At 62.2% G+C, this 17,332-nt stretch carries 21 protein-coding genes; 9 read left to right on the forward strand and 12 right to left on the reverse strand.

What is annotated here, in order from left to right:
• Positions 1-26 precede the first annotated feature (26 nt).
• The 9 genes from coaA to hisB are packed head-to-tail and all read right to left on the reverse strand — an operon-like array spanning position 27 to position 5,767.
• Positions 27-986, reverse strand: coding sequence for a type I pantothenate kinase (gene coaA, locus NKH90_RS12120; RefSeq protein WP_352819542.1), 960 nt, complete (start codon positions 984-986; stop codon positions 27-29).
• An 18-nt stretch (positions 987-1,004) separates the two neighbouring features.
• Positions 1,005-1,331 (reverse strand): phosphoribosyl-ATP diphosphatase, encoded by a 327-nt coding sequence (locus tag NKH90_RS12125; RefSeq protein WP_352451663.1) that lies wholly within the window; start codon positions 1,329-1,331, stop codon positions 1,005-1,007.
• A 36-nt stretch (positions 1,332-1,367) separates the two neighbouring features.
• Positions 1,368-2,162, reverse strand: a complete 795-nt coding sequence (hisF, locus tag NKH90_RS12130) for an imidazole glycerol phosphate synthase subunit HisF (protein WP_023677537.1) — start codon at positions 2,160-2,162, stop codon at positions 1,368-1,370.
• The gene (locus NKH90_RS12135) at positions 2,159-2,995 is read right to left on the reverse strand and encodes an arginase family protein (RefSeq protein WP_352819544.1); all 837 of its coding nucleotides are present in this window, start codon (positions 2,993-2,995) and stop codon (positions 2,159-2,161) included. The genes hisF and NKH90_RS12135 overlap by 4 nt, the downstream gene beginning before the upstream one ends.
• On the reverse strand, positions 2,992-3,741 hold the full coding sequence (gene hisA, locus NKH90_RS12140) for a 1-(5-phosphoribosyl)-5-[(5-phosphoribosylamino)methylideneamino]imidazole-4-carboxamide isomerase (protein ID WP_352451665.1): 750 nt from the start codon (positions 3,739-3,741) through the stop codon (positions 2,992-2,994). Before hisA ends, NKH90_RS12135 begins: the two co-directional genes overlap by 4 nt.
• Before the next feature lie 2 nt (positions 3,742-3,743).
• Entirely contained in the window at positions 3,744-4,034 is a 291-nt protein-coding gene (locus tag NKH90_RS12145; RefSeq protein ID WP_352819547.1) for a DUF1330 domain-containing protein, read from the reverse strand.
• A gap of 3 nt (positions 4,035-4,037) precedes the next feature.
• A complete protein-coding gene (gene hisH, locus NKH90_RS12150) occupies positions 4,038-4,688 on the reverse strand; it encodes an imidazole glycerol phosphate synthase subunit HisH (protein ID WP_023677533.1) in 651 nt (216 codons plus the stop codon).
• A 1-nt stretch (position 4,689) separates the two neighbouring features.
• Positions 4,690-5,163, reverse strand: a complete 474-nt coding sequence (locus NKH90_RS12155) for a DUF2628 domain-containing protein (RefSeq protein WP_352451667.1) — start codon at positions 5,161-5,163, stop codon at positions 4,690-4,692.
• Between the two features lie 4 nt (positions 5,164-5,167).
• Positions 5,168-5,767: an imidazoleglycerol-phosphate dehydratase HisB gene (gene hisB, locus NKH90_RS12160; protein WP_352769582.1), complete on the reverse strand. Its 600-nt coding sequence runs from the start codon at positions 5,765-5,767 to the stop codon at positions 5,168-5,170.
• A 226-nt stretch (positions 5,768-5,993) separates the two neighbouring features.
• Here hisB and hslV point away from each other — a divergent pair, with 226 nt between their 5' ends.
• The 5 genes from hslV (at position 5,994) to NKH90_RS12185 (ending at position 10,138) form a co-directional block, all read left to right on the forward strand.
• Complete coding sequence (hslV, locus tag NKH90_RS12165) at positions 5,994-6,545, forward strand: ATP-dependent protease subunit HslV (protein WP_352472584.1); 552 nt, start codon at positions 5,994-5,996, stop codon at positions 6,543-6,545.
• The gene (locus NKH90_RS12170; RefSeq protein WP_352472585.1) at positions 6,535-7,077 is read left to right on the forward strand and encodes a GNAT family N-acetyltransferase; all 543 of its coding nucleotides are present in this window, start codon (positions 6,535-6,537) and stop codon (positions 7,075-7,077) included. Before hslV ends, NKH90_RS12170 begins: the two co-directional genes overlap by 11 nt.
• 4 nt (positions 7,078-7,081) lie before the next feature.
• Complete coding sequence (locus NKH90_RS12175) at positions 7,082-7,678, forward strand: DUF2585 domain-containing protein (protein WP_254815925.1); 597 nt, start codon at positions 7,082-7,084, stop codon at positions 7,676-7,678.
• A gap of 4 nt (positions 7,679-7,682) precedes the next feature.
• Entirely contained in the window at positions 7,683-8,996 is a 1,314-nt protein-coding gene (gene hslU, locus NKH90_RS12180; protein WP_254815924.1) for an ATP-dependent protease ATPase subunit HslU, read from the forward strand.
• Positions 8,997-9,178: 182 nt separating this feature from the next.
• Positions 9,179-10,138 (forward strand): DUF1402 family protein, encoded by a 960-nt coding sequence (locus NKH90_RS12185; RefSeq protein ID WP_023677526.1) that lies wholly within the window; start codon positions 9,179-9,181, stop codon positions 10,136-10,138.
• Positions 10,139-10,172: 34 nt separating this feature from the next.
• Here the strand turns inward: NKH90_RS12185 and NKH90_RS12190 are convergent, their stop codons facing one another.
• From NKH90_RS12190 to NKH90_RS12200, 3 genes are read right to left on the reverse strand one after another with little or no spacing between them, the layout of a single operon-like run.
• A complete protein-coding gene (locus NKH90_RS12190) occupies positions 10,173-11,402 on the reverse strand; it encodes an NAD(P)/FAD-dependent oxidoreductase (RefSeq protein WP_352819629.1) in 1,230 nt (409 codons plus the stop codon).
• A 2-nt stretch (positions 11,403-11,404) separates the two neighbouring features.
• The gene (locus NKH90_RS12195) at positions 11,405-11,719 is read right to left on the reverse strand and encodes a MocE family 2Fe-2S type ferredoxin (RefSeq protein ID WP_352454826.1); all 315 of its coding nucleotides are present in this window, start codon (positions 11,717-11,719) and stop codon (positions 11,405-11,407) included.
• Between the two features lie 40 nt (positions 11,720-11,759).
• Positions 11,760-12,890 carry a fatty acid desaturase family protein gene (locus tag NKH90_RS12200; protein ID WP_352819550.1) on the reverse strand — a complete coding sequence of 377 codons (1,131 nt, stop codon included), beginning with the start codon at positions 12,888-12,890 and terminating at the stop codon, positions 11,760-11,762.
• Positions 12,891-13,024: 134 nt separating this feature from the next.
• Here NKH90_RS12200 and NKH90_RS12205 point away from each other — a divergent pair, with 134 nt between their 5' ends.
• The 4 genes from NKH90_RS12205 to NKH90_RS12220 all read left to right on the forward strand — a co-directional run bounded on the left by NKH90_RS12205 (position 13,025) and on the right by NKH90_RS12220 (position 17,267).
• Positions 13,025-14,056, forward strand: a complete 1,032-nt coding sequence (locus NKH90_RS12205; protein WP_023677522.1) for a LacI family DNA-binding transcriptional regulator — start codon at positions 13,025-13,027, stop codon at positions 14,054-14,056.
• A 309-nt stretch (positions 14,057-14,365) separates the two neighbouring features.
• Positions 14,366-15,307, forward strand: coding sequence for a sugar ABC transporter substrate-binding protein (locus tag NKH90_RS12210; protein ID WP_352451673.1), 942 nt, complete (start codon positions 14,366-14,368; stop codon positions 15,305-15,307).
• Between the two features lie 113 nt (positions 15,308-15,420).
• Complete coding sequence (locus NKH90_RS12215; protein WP_292655972.1) at positions 15,421-16,497, forward strand: ABC transporter permease; 1,077 nt, start codon at positions 15,421-15,423, stop codon at positions 16,495-16,497.
• Between the two features lie 2 nt (positions 16,498-16,499).
• Complete coding sequence (locus NKH90_RS12220) at positions 16,500-17,267, forward strand: ATP-binding cassette domain-containing protein (RefSeq protein WP_023677519.1); 768 nt, start codon at positions 16,500-16,502, stop codon at positions 17,265-17,267.
• The last annotated feature ends 65 nt before the right edge of the window (positions 17,268-17,332 follow it).

Here is a 17,332-nt window from a genome sequence, read left to right on the forward strand (position 1 = left end):
ATGACTTTAAGGAATGTCCCGGGATTTCACAGTTTCCTGAGCGCCACTTCCTCGACCAGATGGTTGGCGCCCTTGCGCAGGATGAGATCGGCTCGGGCGCGGGTCGGCAATATATTCTCGCGCAGATTCTTCAGGTTGATGTTGGTCCACAGGCCCTCGGCGATGGCGCGGGCCGCATCCTCGGAAAGTTGCGAATAGCGGTGAAAGAAGGAGGCCGGGTCGCGGAAGGCGGTTTCGCGCAACCGCATGAAGCGGGCGATATACCAGTGATGGATCAGCGCCTCCTCGGCATCGATGTAGATGGCAAAGTCGAAGAAATCCGACAGGAAAGGCACGATCTTGCCGTCCTTCGGCAGCTTGCCCGGCTGCAGGACATTAATGCCTTCGAAGATCAGGATGTCGGGCCGGTCGATGGTCTGGAACTCGCCCGGAACGACGTCATAGGTCAGGTGCGAATAGACCGGCGCGCGGACGTTGCGCTGCGCCGATTTGATGCCGGACAGGAAGCGCAGCAGCGCGCCGACGTCGTAGCTGTCGGGAAAGCCCTTGCGCTCCATCAGGTTGTTGCGGCGCAGGACTTCGTTCGGCAGCAGGAAACCATCGGTGGTGACCAGGTCGACCTTGGGACTCGACGGCCAGCGCGCCAGCAGCTCCTTCAGCACGCGCGCCGTGGTCGATTTGCCGACCGCGACGGAACCGGCAATGCCGATGATGAACGGTGTCTTGGCCGCGTCCAGCGCGTTGAAGAAGGCCTGGCGCTGCCTGAACAGGAGTTGACTGGCTTCGACATGAGCCGACAACAGCCGCGACATCGAAAGATAGATGCGCTCGACCTCGTGGAGATCGACCGGATCGTTCAGCGACCGCAGACGACGGATCTCGTCTGCGGTCAGCGTCATCGGCGTATCGGCGCGGAACCGCGACCATTGCTCGGCCGAGAAGAAACGATAGGGTGAATACTTCTCGGTAGGAGCGAGCTGGTCCATCGAGTTCCTCCGCAGCGATCAGCCCCGGTCCAGCCGAGACGCCTTTTCGGCGATGCCCGAACGACCGGTGCGGCGTTCAAGCTCGTTGAGCACATCGCTCAGCGGAATGCCCGCTACGCCAAGAACGACAAGCCAATGATAGATGAGATCGGCGCTTTCCGAAACAAGCGCGTCCCGGTCGGCGCTGACGGCTGCGATCACCGTTTCGACTGCCTCTTCGCCGAGTTTCTGCGCTGCCTTGCTCATGCCACGCTGAAAGAGCTTGGCCGTCCACGAATCCGGATCGCCGGAACGTGCGCGTTCGCCAATAATCTTCTCCAGATCGGAGAGTGAGAACTCGGTCATGACGGCGTTTACAGCCTCTTCTTAGCCGGAAAGGCTCTAGGACCGATTACCCGGCGAGTCCAGCCGCATCGGCAGTCCGGCCTGAGCCATGTGCAGCTTGGCTTCGGCGATGCTGTAGGTGCCGAAATGGAAGATCGACGCCGCCAGCACCGCGCCGGCATGGCCGTCGCGAATGCCTTCGACAAGGTGGTCGAGCGTGCCGACGCCACCGGAAGCGATGACCGGCACGCGTACGGCATCGGCGACCGCGCGGGTAAGGGCTATGTCGTAGCCGGCCTTGGTGCCGTCGCGGTCCATCGATGTCAGCAGGATCTCGCCGGCGCCGAGATCGACCACTCGCCGAGCGAACTCGACGGCGTCGATGCCGGTCTTCTCGCGGCCGCCATGGGTGAATATCTCCCAGCGATCAGCCTCGCTCGCAGCGGACACTTTCTTGGCATCGATGGCGACGACGATGCACTGGTTGCCGAATTTGTCGGCAGCCTCGGCGACAAAATTTGGGGTCTTCACCGCCGCCGTGTTGATCGACACCTTGTCGGCGCCGGCCAGTAGCAGCTTCCTGATGTCGGCGACCTGACGGACGCCACCGCCAACGGTCAGCGGCATGAAACATTGTTCGGCGGTGCGGGCGATGACATCGAAAATGGTCTCGCGGTTTTCCGACGAGGCGGTGATGTCGAGAAAGCAGAGCTCGTCGGCGCCGGCCGCGTCATAGGCTTTTGCCGCTTCGACGGGATCGCCGGCATCGACCAGGTCGACGAAATTGACGCCCTTGACGACACGGCCGTTCTTGACGTCGAGACAGGGGATGACGCGGGCTTTCAGCATCAGATCCTCTCGATCGCCGCAAGAACGTCGACAAGCAGCTGGCCGACGACGGCCGGAACTTCGGACTGGGAATCAAAGGCCGGGTCGTAGGCCGAGAGCGTCACGCCGACGATCGGGATTGACCTGGCCAGTCCGCAGGCAAGCTGCCGTAGCTGTTCCGGACTCGGGCCGCCCGGGTGCGCGTAGCGGTTCACCTGCAACACATCCGGATCGAGGACATCCAGGTCGAGATGCAGATGCGCCCGCACAGTCCCTGTCGCCGTGAGCTTTCCGATCATATCGAGTGCACCGGCACATTCGGTGCGCACGATCGGCAAAGTTTCCAGCAGTCGCTTTTCGTCGGGATCGAGGTCGCGGGCATCGACCAGCATGCAGCGCGCCGGGTCTATCGGCCGGAACCCCGGAATTGCTGCCGCCATCGGATGCCAGCAGAGCCCGAGCGTCGCCGCCAGCGCCATGCCGTCGAGAAAGCCGTAGGCCGACGTCTCCGGCGTGTTGAGATCGCCATGCTGGTCGATCCAGATGATCGAATCCGCCGCTTCGCCGGCAACCGCACCGGCGGCGGTCAGGCAATTTCCAGCAAGGATAATGGGGAAGCGTCCTCCATCGCGGGCGAGGTTAACCTTGGTCGCGACGGCGTTGCAGACGGCGAAGCCGGTTGCAATTTCGCGCCCCTGCTCGTCTCCGACCTTGCCGATATCTTCGACGGCGACGTCATGGCCAGCCACGGTCAGGGCTTCGACCAGCCCACCGCCGACGATGGCGTCCGGCCCCTGGCCGCACCCTTCGTGATAGTGCCCGCTGTCGTAGGGAGCAACGATAATCGAGACCTTCACGTTTCACACCCTGCCATCGGTTTGCCACGCAGGATCGCCAATGCCTCGGCCGGGTCGATGCGGCCGTCGTAGAGGGCGCGGCCGGAGATCGCGCCTTCGAGCTTGCGGGCATCGGGCATGGTCATGCGCACGATGTCGGCGATCGAGGCGAGCCCGCCCGAGGCGATAACCGGGATCGACACCGCGTCGGCGAGATCGATGGTGGCGTCCCAGTTGATGCCAGTCAGCACACCGTCGCGGTCGATATCGGTGTAGATGATGGCGGCGACGCCGGCACCTTCGAATTTCCTCGCCAGTTCAATGACGCCGAGGCTCGAGGCCTCAGCCCAGCCTTCGACCGCGACCTTACCGCCCTTGGCGTCGATGCCGACAGCGATCTTGCCCGGGAATGCCTTGCAGGCCTGCCTGACCAGATCCGGATCGCGGACCGCCACGGTGCCAAGAATGACGCGGGCCAGCCCACGGTCGAGCCAGTCCTCGATCTGCGCCAGGGTGCGGATGCCGCCGCCGAGCTGCACCGGATTGCTCGTCGCCTTCAGGATGGCGCCGACCGCGGCACTGTTGACGCTCTGGCCCTTGAAGGCGCCGTTGAGGTCGACGACGTGCAGCCATTCGAAGCCCTGCTCTTCGAAGGCGCGCGCCTGAGCGGCGGGATCTTCATTGTAGATGGTGGCGGTCGCCATGTCGCCGTGCCGGAGGCGCACGCATTTGCCGTCCTTGAGGTCTATCGCCGGAAACAGAACCACCTTCAGGCGCCTTCGACGATGACAAAGTGGCCGGTCGAGCCGGCGAGCCTGTACTTCAAGGCTTCCTGGTATTCAGGCGAGCCGTAGCATTCCAGCGCCTTTTCATAGGATTCGAATTCCACCAGCACGTGGCGATTGCCTGCCGGTCTTTCCGGGCTGGTGTACCGCCCGGCGCGCACCGGGAACTTCGCGCCGTATTTCGCGAAAGCCGCGGCATTGGCCTCGATGTACTGCTTGTAGATCTCGGGATCGCGGACATCGACCATTGCCATCCAATAGCCCTTCTTGCTCATGGTTCAGGGCCTCCAGCCTAGGAAATTGGTGATCAGCGCCAGGCCCAGCGCCTGGCTCTTCTCGGGGTGGAATTGCGTTCCGGCGAGGTTGTCGCGGGCGACAGCGGCCGTTACCGGGCCGCCATAGTCGGCAACCGCCAGCACCTCATCCTCCTTCCGTGCATCGAGATGGTAGGAGTGGACGAAATAGGCGTGCAGTCCCTTGCCACCCGTCGCAATGCCGGAAAACAGCGGATGCTTGCGCTTCAGGTCAATCGTGTTCCAGCCGATCTGCGGGATCTTCAGTGTCGGATCGGCCGGCGTGATCTCCTTGACGTCGCCGGCGACCCAGCCAAAGCCCTTTGTGACGGTCTTTTCCAGGCCTCGTTCCGACATCAGCTGCATGCCGACGCAGATGCCGAGGAACGGCCGAGCCTTGGCGATCGCCACCTCCTCGACCGCTTCCCACATGCCGGCGACCGCACGCAGTCCAGCGGCGCAATCGGCATAGGCACCGACGCCGGGCAGGACGATGCGGTCGGCGGTCCTGACCCGCTCGGCATCGGCGGTGAGTTCGATCGCGGCGGCAATACCGGCTTCATGCGCGGCACGCTCGAAGGCCTTGGTGGCCGAGCGCAGATTGCCCGACCCGTAATCGATGATCGCTACCCTCATCTCAGGGCTTTCCCGGAATATGGTTCAGCCCCAGCGCCAGGCCCATCTGCGCCGACCGGGCATGTGCTGCGTCTGGGACGATGCGTTGCACCGTCGGTTGTTCATCCGACTGAGCATCGGCTTCCAATGCATAGCGGAGGTCTGCGTCGTCGAGCCTGTCGGCCTCGACCACGCCCCATTCATGCCAGCCGCGACGGCGCAGGGCTGCGATCCGCAAGCCCTGCCCTTCCAGTCCGACAAAGAGCATGACAAGCAGGGATAAAAGCGAGCCGGTTGTTTCCAGGTCCAGCCTTTCGCCTAGCATCGAGAGCAGGCCCATGGCGACAAACGCCAATGCCGCCTCGACCCACAGCCGGTGCCAGGCCAGCCACAGCGGCGGCACCAGGAAGCCGAGCCAGGCAAAGCCGTCACGGATAAAGGTAGTGTCCACGCTTTCGCTGCGGCCTGGCGGCTTCATCACGACATAGATGGCCATGACGCTATCCTTTCAGGGATCCCTTGGTGGAGGGAACCGCGTCCGGCTGGCGCGGGTCGCGCTCAAGCGCCGAACGCAACACACGCGCCACGGCCTTGAAGCAGGTCTCGGCGATGTGGTGGTTGTTGGCGCCGTAATGATTGGTGACATGAAGCGTGATGCCGGCATTCTGCGCCAGCGCGTGGAAGAATTCGCGCACCAGCTCGGTATCGAACGTACCGATCTTCGGCGACGAGAACGAAACATTCCAGACCAGAAAAGGCCGGCCGGAGACATCGATTGCCGCCCGCGTCAGTGTCTCGTCCATGGCGAGATCGATCGAGGCGTAGCGCATGATGCCGCGCCGCTCGCCCAACGCCTTGGCCAGCGCCTGGCCGAGCGCGATGCCCGTATCCTCGACCGTATGGTGGTCGTCTATGTGCAGGTCGCCCTTGGCCTTCACGGTCATGTCGATCAGCGAATGGCGCGACAACTGGTCCAGCATATGGTCGAAGAAGCCGACGCCCGTCGAAATGTCGGATTTGCCCGAGCCGTCGACCTGAACCGACACGGCGATGTCGGTTTCCCTGGTCTTGCGGCTTATCTCGGCCGATCGGGGCGCCATGACCTCATCCTTGTCTCAGATTTTGCACGATTCAGGCTTTCACATGCCTGAAAACGAAAGCCTTCTAGCAGCATGATCCGGCGATTGCCAGTTACCGCTGCGGAGCCCGATCCGACCCGGTGGATGGCCGGTTTGCAATCATCCGGCCTATACATACATATGGCCGATCAAATCACTCGTAACGCGCCGATCGCCTTAATGGGATCGGTGCTGAACGGAGCAGAAAATGTCGAATGAACTGACCATGCATGCCACGACCATCCTGACCGTGCGCAAGGGCGGCAAGGTGGTGATCGCCGGCGACGGCCAGGTCAGCCTCGGCCAGACCATCATGAAGGGCAACGCCAAGAAGGTGCGCCGCATCGGCAAAAGCGGCAACGTCATCGCCGGTTTTGCCGGCGCCACCGCCGATGCTTTCACGCTGCTTGAGCGGCTCGAAGCCAAGCTCGAACAATATCCCGACCAGCTGACACGTGCCTGCGTCGAGCTCGCCAAGGACTGGCGCACCGACCGTTATTTGCGCCGGCTGGAAGCAATGATGCTGGTGGCCGACAAGTCGGTGTCGCTGGCGCTGACCGGCACCGGCGACGTGCTGGAGCCCGAATTTGGCGTCATGGCCATCGGCTCCGGCGGCAATTACGCGCTGGCGGCGGCCCGCGCCCTGATGGACAGCGACAAGGGCGCAGAGGAGATCGCCCGCAAGGCGATGCAGATCGCGTCAGACATTTGCGTCTACACCAACAACAACTTCGTCGTCGAAACCCTCGATGCCGCCTGAGCGGAGCCTCCGCTATGGTTTTCGGCCGGTGATCCAGAGGGACCTGCCGATGATCGCCGGCTGGCTTGCCGAGCCGCATGTCGCCGAATGGTGGAACGACCCAGAGACCGAGATTGCGGAGATCCGCGAGCATATCGACAGCATTTCGGTCGAGCCGCTGATTATCGAGCTCGACGGAAAGCCCATCGGCTATTTGCAGAGCTACGATCCGCATCTGGAGGACGGCCATCCCTATAGCGACCAGCCGTTCGGCACGCTCGGCATCGATCTGTCGATCGGCGTGCCGGGGCTTGTCGGGGTCGGCCACGGCTCGGCGATCGTCCGGCAGTTCGTCGAGCAGCTTTTCGAGGAAGGTACGCCGCGCGTCATCATCGACCCGGACCCCGCCAATGCACGGGCTATCCGTGCCTATGAAAAGGCCGGTTTCAGGGCTATCGATCGCAGGAAGTCGGAATATGGCGATGCCGTGCTGATGGCGATTGATGCCCCAGAGGGCGACGCCGGACAGGGTGAGGCAAAAGAGGGGCAATAGCAGCATGAGCGTATCCAGCGACAAAACCGTCTCGGCCTACGAAGACAGCTGGCGAATGGGGCTTCTGCTGGTTCTCGGCCTGGTCATCTTCCAGGCCGGGGTCCTCTACGGCATGGGGCGGACGCCGATCTGTACCTGCGGCTATGTCAAGCTGTGGCACGGCATTGTGCAGAGCTCCGAGAATTCCCAGCATATTTCCGACTGGTACAGCTTCTCGCACATCATTCACGGCTTCCTGTTCTATGCGCTGGCGTGGTTCCTTTTCCCGCGCTCGCCGATCGGGCTCAGGCTGGCCTTTGCGGTGGTTATAGAGGGCGGCTGGGAGTTGCTCGAGAACAGCCCTTTCATCATCGACCGCTACCGCGCCGGCACAATCTCGCTCGACTATTATGGCGACAGCATCATCAATTCGGTGTCCGACACGCTGGCCATGGTGCTGGGGTTTGTCATGGCGCGAAGGCTTCCTATATGGGTGATCGTGACCCTCGCCCTCATCTTCGAATTCGGTGTCGGCTATCTCATCCGGGACAATCTGACACTCAACGTGATCATGCTGCTGCATCCGTTCGAGTCCATTCGGCAGTGGCAAAGTGGAATTTAGTGACATGAGCACCTTCTCTCCCCGCGAAATCGTTTCGGAACTCGACCGCTTCATCATCGGCCAGAAAGACGCCAAGCGTGCCGTGGCGATTGCCTTGCGCAACCGTTGGCGCCGCCAGCAGCTCGAGGGCCAGATGCGCGAAGAGGTGATGCCGAAGAATATCCTGATGATCGGCCCGACCGGTGTCGGCAAGACCGAGATTTCACGCCGCCTGGCACGCCTTGCCGGTGCGCCTTTCGTCAAGGTCGAAGCCACCAAGTTCACCGAGGTCGGTTATGTCGGCCGCGATGTCGAGCAGATCATCCGCGATCTGGTCGAGATCGCCATCGGGCTGGTGCGCGAGAAGATGCGCGAGGACGTCAAGGCGCGTGCCCACATCAACGCCGAGGAACGGGTGCTCGAAGCGCTCGTCGGCAAGACGGCGAGCCCGGCCACCCGCGACAGTTTCCGCAAGAAGCTGCGCGACGGCGAACTCGACGACAAGGAGATCGAGATCGAAGTGGCCGATACCGGCAATGGCGGCATGCCTGGCTTCGAGATTCCCGGCATGCCGGGCGCCAATATCGGCGTGCTCAACATCAACGACATGCTGTCGAAGGCGATGGGCGGCAAGAAGACCAAGTTGCGCAAGACGACCGTCAAGGAATCCTACGGGCTGTTGATCAGCGACGAGTCCGACAAGCTGCTCGATCAGGACGAAGTGGTGCGCAGGGCACTCGAATCGACCGAGAATGACGGCATCGTCTTCCTTGACGAGATTGACAAGATCGCCTCGCGCGAAGGCGGCATCGGTGCCGGTGTTTCGCGTGAAGGTGTGCAGCGCGACCTGCTGCCGCTGGTCGAAGGCACCACGGTTGCGACCAAATATGGACCGGTGAAGACCGACCACATCCTGTTCATCGCCTCGGGTGCGTTCCACGTCGCCAAGCCCTCCGACCTGCTGCCGGAATTGCAGGGCCGCCTGCCGATCCGCGTCGAGCTGCGGGCGCTGGAGAAGGACGATTTCGTCCGCATCCTCACCGAGACCGAAGCCAGCCTGATCAAGCAGTATATCGCGCTGATGAAGACCGAAGGCGTCGACCTGGTCTTCACCGATGACGCGATCGATTCGTTGGCCGGCATCGCCGTGGACCTTAACGCCAGCGTCGAGAATATCGGCGCCAGGCGGCTGCAGACGGTGATGGAACGGGTGCTGGACGATATCTCCTATGACGCGCCGGACCGCAACGGCACCTCGGTGACCATCGATGCCGCCTATGTCGAGAAGCATGTCGGCGACCTCTCCAGAAACACGGACTTGTCGCGTTTCATCTTGTAGGAGACGCTTCATTCTCGAAGAGGGTCGGGGAATTGCTCCCGGCCTCCCCAATTTGGCCCAGCATTCCCGATGTGTGGCCAAATGGAAGCATCCGGCAAGCTTTCGTCCCGTCGGGTGCAGGCGTCTCTCGACTCCCGGTGGAGCATTACCTAGTTTGCCGGCGACTATTTGGGCGGCGGCGCATGAAAAAACTGATCCTCGTCATTTTGGGGCTGACGCTGGCGGCAGCCATGTTCGCCGCGCAAGCGGCAACGATGGTGCCGCCGGGCAACCGCAACACCGAGCAGCCCGACATACCGGGCGCTTCGAGCCGGCGCACCCAGGCGACCAACACCACCTTCCAGGCGAAATACCGCAAAGTCTTTGCGCTGCTCCAGAACGATGCCGAGTTGCGCGGCAAGATCAAGCAGGCAGCCGCGGCCTATGGCATCGACCCAATGCATATCGTCGGCGCCATCGTCGGCGAGCACACCTACAATGTCGATGCCTACGACCGGCTGCAGACCTACTACGTCAAGGCGATTTCGTATCTGTCGAGCAAGCTCTCCTTTGCCTATGATGGCGAGGATATCTCCGATTTCGTGCAGCGGCCGCAATTTGCGAAATGCGCAGGGAAGTCCGACAGCTACGATCTGTGGGAGTGCCGCGAACAGGTGTGGAACCGGTCGTTCCGCGGCAAGACCGTCGACGGCGAGAGCTTTCCCAACGACCGCTTAGGCGCCACTTTCTTCCAGCCTTATTATGCCGGCCAGACTTTTGGCCTTGGCCAACTCAATCCGCTGACGGCACTGCAAATGAGCGACCTCGTGCACAAGGTTTCCGGCCTGCCGGAACTCGACGTCGGCGATCCCAACGCGGTCTACAAGACCATCATGGATCCTGACCTGACACTGCCTTATGTCGCAGCAACAATCCGGAAATCGATCGACGCCTATAGAAGCATTGCCGGCTTTGACATCTCAGGCAATCCCGGCATCACGTCGACGCTCTACAATGTCGGCAACCCCGAACAGCGCGCCTATGCGCTGAAGGCCGAGAACGACAAGCGCCGCGCTGCGGGCGAGCCGGAAAAACTGCCCGAGGAAAATTACTATGGCTGGCTGGTCAACGACAAGCTGCCGGAGCTGAAGGCGCTGTTTTAGCCGAACGCGCTCGGCCAATTATCCACGCGGCGGATCAAGCCGCCAGCAGCGACTTTAACTTGATGGTCTGCGAGCCTAGCGCTTCCGGCGCCGGCCTTGCCTGCTTCGCAATCAGCATCTCGGCCAGCCTTATGTCGCGGGCGACCGCGTTGCCGGCGCCGATGCCGCTTGCCGCAACCAGCCTGCCGTCCTCGGCGAGGTGGAACAGGATGAAGGCGCCGTCGCCGAGGTCGCGGCGCACGATGCTGCGGCCTTCGTCCGACAGGCCGGCGATCTGCAAGGTCAGGCCGTACTGATCCGACCAGAACCACGGCACTGCGGCGTGGGCCTCGCCGGCGCCAAGCATATTCCTTGCGGCGAGCGCGCCCTGCTCCTGTGCGTTGCGCCAGGCTTCGAGCCGCACGCGCCGGCCGCCATAGAGGGCGAGCGGAAACGAACAGCAGTCGCCGGCGGCAAAGATATCCGGGTCGCTGGTGCGAAGCTCGGCGTCGACGGCGACACCATTGTCGACGGTCAGCCCCGCCTCCGCGGCAAGTCCGGTCACCGGCACGGCGCCGATGCCGATCACGGCAAGATCGGCGACAATGTCGTGTCCACCGGCGAGCGCGATGCGCACTTCGGCGCCATCATCGGCAATGGCGGCGATGCCCTCGCCGCACAGGATTTTCACGCCTTCCGCTTCATGCGCCTGATGGATGACCTCCGCGATCTCGGCTGGCACGCCGCGCATCAAGATGCGCGGCTGCGCCTCAATGATGGTGACCGCCGCACCCAGCCTGCGCGCCGCCGCGGCAAGCTCAAGCCCGATGAAGCCGCCGCCGACTATGGCGATGCGATTTCCGGCGCTGAGATGGGCGCGAATGGCCAGCGCGTCGTTGAAGGTCCGGAGGTAGACGCAGCGCCCGCCAAGGCCCGGCATCGGCAGCTTGCGCGGCACCGAACCGGTCGCCAGCAGGAGCTTGTCGTAGGCCAGGGCGGAACCGTCGGACAGGCGCACGACATGCGCCGTGCGGTCGATCGCCACAGCCAAAACCGAATGGATATGCCGGATAGAGCGCTCGGCCAGGATCGCGTCGCTGGCGATCGCCTTGATCAGGGGCGCGTCGGCAACCATCGCGTCTTTCGACAGCGGCGGGCGCTCATAGGGAAGATGCGGCTCGTCGCCGACCAGCGTCACCGGGCCATCATACCCGAGCTCGCGCAGCGCAAGGGCGGCGCGCCCGCCGCATTCGCCGGCGCCGATGATGACCATTCCCTTCGTCATCATCAACCGATCCGGACAAGGACTTTGCCGGCGTCGACTTTGACCGGATAAGTCCTGAGATCGACGCAGACCGGCGCGCCCCTGGCAGCCCCTGTCTTGTAGTTGAAGCGGCCGTTATGCTTCGGGCATTCGATGATATCGTCCATCACCAGCCCGTCGGCCAGATGCACCTTCTCATGCGTGCAAAGCCCGTCGGTGGCGAAATACCCGTCGTCGGGGCTGCGATAGATGGCAAAGGTGCGGCCGCCATGGTCGAAGCGCATCACGTCCTCTTCGTCGATGTCCTCGGCGTCACAGGCCTCGACCCAGTCGCTCATTTACGGGTCCCTCGATGTTTGGTGCGTTGGCATGGGCTTGTCATTCAGCAGCCACCGCAACAGCAGCGTTATCGCTGTGGAAATCCTCGCGATAGGGCCTCGCCGTCGGCGGCAGTTCGCGCTTGATGAAATAATCCTCATTGCGCAGCTGGCGCAGGAAAGCCGGTATCATCTCGCGGTAGCCGGCCAGGATGGATGGTGTCGGCGCCGGCAGATCGTGCTTGATTAGTTCGTGCAGCCTGGGCAGCGCGTGATAGGGCACCATGGGAAACATGTGATGCTCGACGTGGTAGTTCATGTTCCAGTAGATGAAGCGGCTTATCGGGTTCATGTAGACGGTGCGGCTGTTGAGCCGGTGATCGGTGACGTTTTCAGCCAGGCCGCCATGCTGCAGCAGGCCGACCATGACATGGTGCCACGCGCCGTAAAGCCTGGGCAGCCCGACCAGCATCAGCGGCAGGAACGAGCCCGTGTAGAGCGCCGGCGCAATGGTAGCGGCATAGATTGTCGTCCAGATGCGGGCAATGCGAATTGCCTTCGGCTGCTCCTGGTCGGGAATGAAGGTTCTTTCGGCCGGACTGACGATACCGGCTGCATTGCGCAGCATGTCGCTCATCGCATGCCAGGCGTCGAGAATGCCGACGAAGTTGAGCACCACGCGCAGCAGATCGGGCGGACGCATCACCGAGATCTCCGGATCGCGACCGACTATGATGGTATCGGTATGATGTCGCGTGTGGCTCCAGCGCCAGGTCACCGGGTTGCGCATGATCATGAAGCAGGCGACCTGATAGACCACGTTGTTCATCCACTGCGTCCTGAAAGCGGTGCCGTGGCCGCATTCGTGCCAGCGTGAGTCGGTGGAGGAACCGTAGAGGACGCCGTAGACGAAGAAGAACGGCACGCACCACCAGCTGCCCCAGAACCAGGCGGCGCCGGCGCCGCTGAGGATCATGGTGCCGAGCCAGATGATGGTGTCGCGGATCGCCGGGCCGTCGGAGCGCTGCATCAGCTCCTTCATCTGCTTGCGCGGCACGTCGGTGTGATACCACTCGGCCGCCGCCAGCCCGCTCTCGACGGCAAGCTTCGCGTCGCGGCCGATCAGGCTGTAGTCGCGTCGGGACGCTGCTGCGGCTCTCGTATTCCCGGTTCGGAGTCCAATATCCACCATAGCGGAGGCCTCGATCATATTCGGTCAGCGTTCAAAATAACGCCGAGCCCTGATAGGCTCAATATCACAAAGATAGTTTCTATCATTTTCCATCAGAATGGTGTAAAAGGACCAAACAGTGGAATGAGGCAGCGATGGCGAAACGCCCGACGATCACCGACCTGGCGCGCATTTCGGGGGTCAGCGTTGCCACCGTCGATCGAGTGCTGAACAACCGCTTGCCGGTGCGCGAGGAAACCGCGCGCCGCGTCTATGAGGCCGCGACCAGCATCGGCTATCACGCAGCCGGATTGATCAAGCAGCGGATGCGCCATGAATTGCCCGAATACCGGCTCGGGTTCCTGCTGTTGAGGCGGGAGGACGTCTTCTACAGCGAATTTGCCCGCGAGCTTGAACTGGCGGTATCGCAGTCGCCGCGCTTTCGCGGCGTGGCGACCATCGACTTCGCCGCTTCGCTGGCGCCGGACGAGATCGTCGAGCGGATGCGCAAGCTGGCCGCCAAATCCAGGGCCGTCGCCCTGGTCGGGCCTGATCACCCGACGCTGACGGTCGCCGTCGAGGCTCTGAAAGCCAATGGCGTACCGGTGTTCTCCCTGCTTTCCGACTTTGCATCCGGTATTCGCGAGGGCTATGTTGGCCTGGACAATCGCAAGGTCGGCCGCACCGCTGCCTGGATGATCTCGAAGGCCGCGAAGAGACCTGGCAAGGTTGCCCTCTTCGTCGGCAGCCATCGCTTCCATGGCCATGAGCTTCGCGAGATCGGTTTTCGCTCCTTCTTTCGCGAGCAGGCGCCGGAATTCACTCTCCTCGAGACGTTGGTGAATCTGGAAGCGAACCAGATCACGCATGATGCAATGATCGAGCTTCTGGCCCGCCACCCTGATCTCGCCGGTTGCTATGTCGCCGGTGGCGGCATGGAAGGCGCGATCTCGGCGCTGAGGGAGGCAAAGCCGGCTGAGATGCCGGCGGTCGTCTGCAACGAGATCACGCCCGACTCCCGCGCGGCGCTGGCGGATAATTTCCTGACCATGGTGATCTCGACGCCACTGGCGGCGCTTTGCCGCGAGCTTGTCGGGCTGATGGCGCATGCCATCGAGACCGGCGCTGCGAATGCGCCGGGCCAGACCTTTCTGCCCTTCGACATTTATCTGCCAGAAAACATCTGACGTCGCAGTCATCGGCGGCAGACATGATGTAATCTATCAGAATGCTTTCAGGCCTCGCTTGCCTGAGCGTCCGTCCAAAAGCGCTCGAAATGCCGAAAATCCATTCCTCATGGCGAAATCTCGCTTGACGCCCACGCGAAATGGAATAAATATTTCACCATCTGAGCATTTTGGTTCTTTCGTTCCGGAAGATCTGTTTCAGGCAAATGCCTCTGGAACCAAAAATGGCAATCGGGAGAGAATTCCCTGCGAGATCGGGGATTCCGGGTAGATCGGTGCAGCCGGACACCAATGTGGAGGAGAAATAAAATGAAAAAACTGCTTTTGGGCGTCGCGTTCGCGGCGCTGATGAGTTCGTCCGCCTTTGCCGCCAAGATCGGCGTGTCGATGGCGTTGTTCGACGACAATTTTCTCACCGTGCTGCGCAACGGCATGATTGAACAGGCCAAGGGCATGGACGGCGTCGAGCTGCAGGTGGAGGATGCGCAGAACGACGTCGCCAAGCAACTCGACCAGATCAAGAACTTCGCCGCCTCAGGCGTCGACGCCATCATCGTCAACCCGGTCGACACCTCGGCGACCCAGGCAATGTCGGACGCAGCCGCCGCTGCCAAGATTCCACTGGTCTATGTCAATCGCGAGCCGGTCAACGTCGACACGCTGCCCGAAAACCAGGCCTTCGTCGCCTCGAACGAAGCCGATTCCGGCACGCTCGAGACCAAGGAGGTCTGCCGCCTCTTCAAGGAGGCCGGCAAGACTGAAGCCAATGTCTATGTGATCATGGGCGAGCTGTCGAACCAGGCAGCGGTGCAGCGCACCAAGGACATTGATGACGTGATCGCCACACCGGAGTGCAGCTTCATCAAGATCATCGACAAGCAGACGTCGAACTGGAAGCGCGAAGAAGCGCAGAACCTGATGACCAACTGGCTGTCGACCGGCAAGCCGTTCGACGGCGTCATCGCCAATAATGACGAAAGCGCCATCGGCGCCATCCAGGCGATGAAGGCCGCCAACATCGACATGAAGTCGGTTGTCGTCGGCGGGGTCGACGCTACCCAGGATGCGCTTGCCGCGATGCAGGCGGGCGACCTCGATGCGACGGTGTTCCAGGACGCGGCCGGCCAGGGTGCCGGCGCGCTTGACGCGGCGCTCAAGCTGGCGAAGGGCGAGAAGGTCGAGCACAAGGTCTACATCCCGTTCCAGCTGGTCACGCCGGCAAATATCGACAAGTTCCTGAAGAAGAACTGAGGCGGACCTGTCCGATACGGAGCGGCGCGCCAAAGTAAGACAGCGCCGCTCTGCTTTTCCCTCTCGGCCTGAACAGCGCCGAGTGGAGACCGTGGCTGACGGAGGAAGCACGATTGGCACAGACATCTCACGGCGTCGGCGGGCTCAGCTATGATGCGAAACGGCGCGCATGGCCGGCCGAATTCAACGTCTTCCTGGCGCTCGTCATCCTGGTCGGCGCTTTCGAGCTGATCGGCCGGGTTTTCCTGGGCGACAGCTTCCTTTTCAATACCCGCGACAATATCGATGCGATCTTCAACGAAGCGCGCCTGCAGATCATCATCCTGCAGGTGTCGATCGTCGGCATTATTGCCATCGGCGTGACGCAGGTGATCATTACCGGCGGCATCGACCTGTCCTCAGGTTCGATCGTCGGCGCCACGGCGATGATAGCCATGAGCTTCGCCCAGGTAGCGACGGTCAACGGCAACCCGAACCCCAAGGCGATGTTCATCGCCCAGGGCTGGACCGACCTGCCGGTGATCGTGCCCGTGCTGGTCGCGATCGGCTGCGGCCTGCTGGCCGGCCTGGTCAACGGCGCTTTGATCGCCTACACGCGCATCCCACCGTTCATCGCCACGCTCGGCATGATGGTCACCGCGCGCGGCATCGCCAAATGGTGGTCAAAGGGGCAGCCGATCTCGTTTCCGACCGAGAGTTTCGCCGCCATCGGCAAGGGGCTGATGCCGGTCATCATTTTCATATCGCTCGCAGTGCTGTTCCAGCTGATCCTGAGTTACACCAAATATGGCAAGCACTGCTATGCGATCGGCTCCAATGAGGACGCCGCGCGCATGTCCGGCATCAACATCGCCAACCACAAGATCCTCGTCTACGTCATTGCCGGCGTCCTCGCCGCGCTCGCCGCCGTGGTGCTGAGCTCCAAGAATCTCACCGCCCAAGCCGGCATGGGTGTAATGTACGAGCTCGATGCGATCGCCATGGCGGTTATCGGCGGTGTTTCGCTGTCGGGCGGCCGCGGCTCGATCATCGGAACGGTGATCGGCTCGCTGATCTTCGGCGTGATCATCTCCGGCTTCACCTTTCTGCGCCTCGACGCCTATTATCAGGAGATGGTCAAAGGCGTGATCATCGTCGGCGCAGTCGTTCTCGACCAGTGGCGCCAACGCCTGCGGGCAATGAGGGCTTGATCATGTCGGACATCGTCCTGAAGACCGAAAACCTGACCAAGTATTATGGCGGCGTCCATGCGCTGGAGGGTGCCGACTTCGAGCTGCGCAAGGGCGAGCATGTCGCTATCATGGGCGACAACGGCGCGGGGAAATCGACCTTCGTACGCCAGATCACCGGCGTCGAGCAGCGCACCAGTGGCAGGATGTGGTTCGACGGCAAGGAAGTGAATTTTGCCGGCCCCATCGAAGCCCGCGAGGCAGGCATCGAGACGGTGTTCCAGAACCTGGCGCTCGCCGACGACCTCGACGTGCCGTCGAACCTGTTCCTCGGCCGCGAGCGGGTGCTGTTCAATCTCGGGCCCTTCTCGATCCTCGATCGCAAGTTCATGCGCAAGGCGACCGAGGCAGCCTTGGTCCGCACAGCGGTCAAGATCCCCAATCTTTCCAATACTATCCGCCACATGTCGGGCGGCCAGCGCCAGTGCGTAGCAATTGCCAGAACCGCGACCTTTGCTTCCAAGCTCATCATCATGGATGAGCCGACGGCGGCACTCGGCGTGCAGGAGACGATGCAGGTCGAAAACATCATCCGCACGCTGAAGGAGAATGGCGAACCGCTGATCCTGATCTCTCACAACATGCGCCAGGTGTTCGACCTGGTCGACCGCATCGTCGTTTTCCGGCGCGGCCGCATCGTCGCCAATTTGCGCAAGCAGGACACCGACGGCAACGATATCGTCTCCTACATCACCGGCGCCAAGACCGGGCAGGCGGAACTTGCGGCGTAACGGCCAACGCCGAGCCACAGGCGCTGACATGCCCTCCCTTCCGAACCATCCTCAAAGGAAAACTC

The sequence above is a fragment of the Mesorhizobium sp. M0898 genome (assembly GCF_040319695.1).
In the GTDB taxonomy this organism is placed as follows: Bacteria; Pseudomonadota; Alphaproteobacteria; order Rhizobiales; family Rhizobiaceae; genus Mesorhizobium.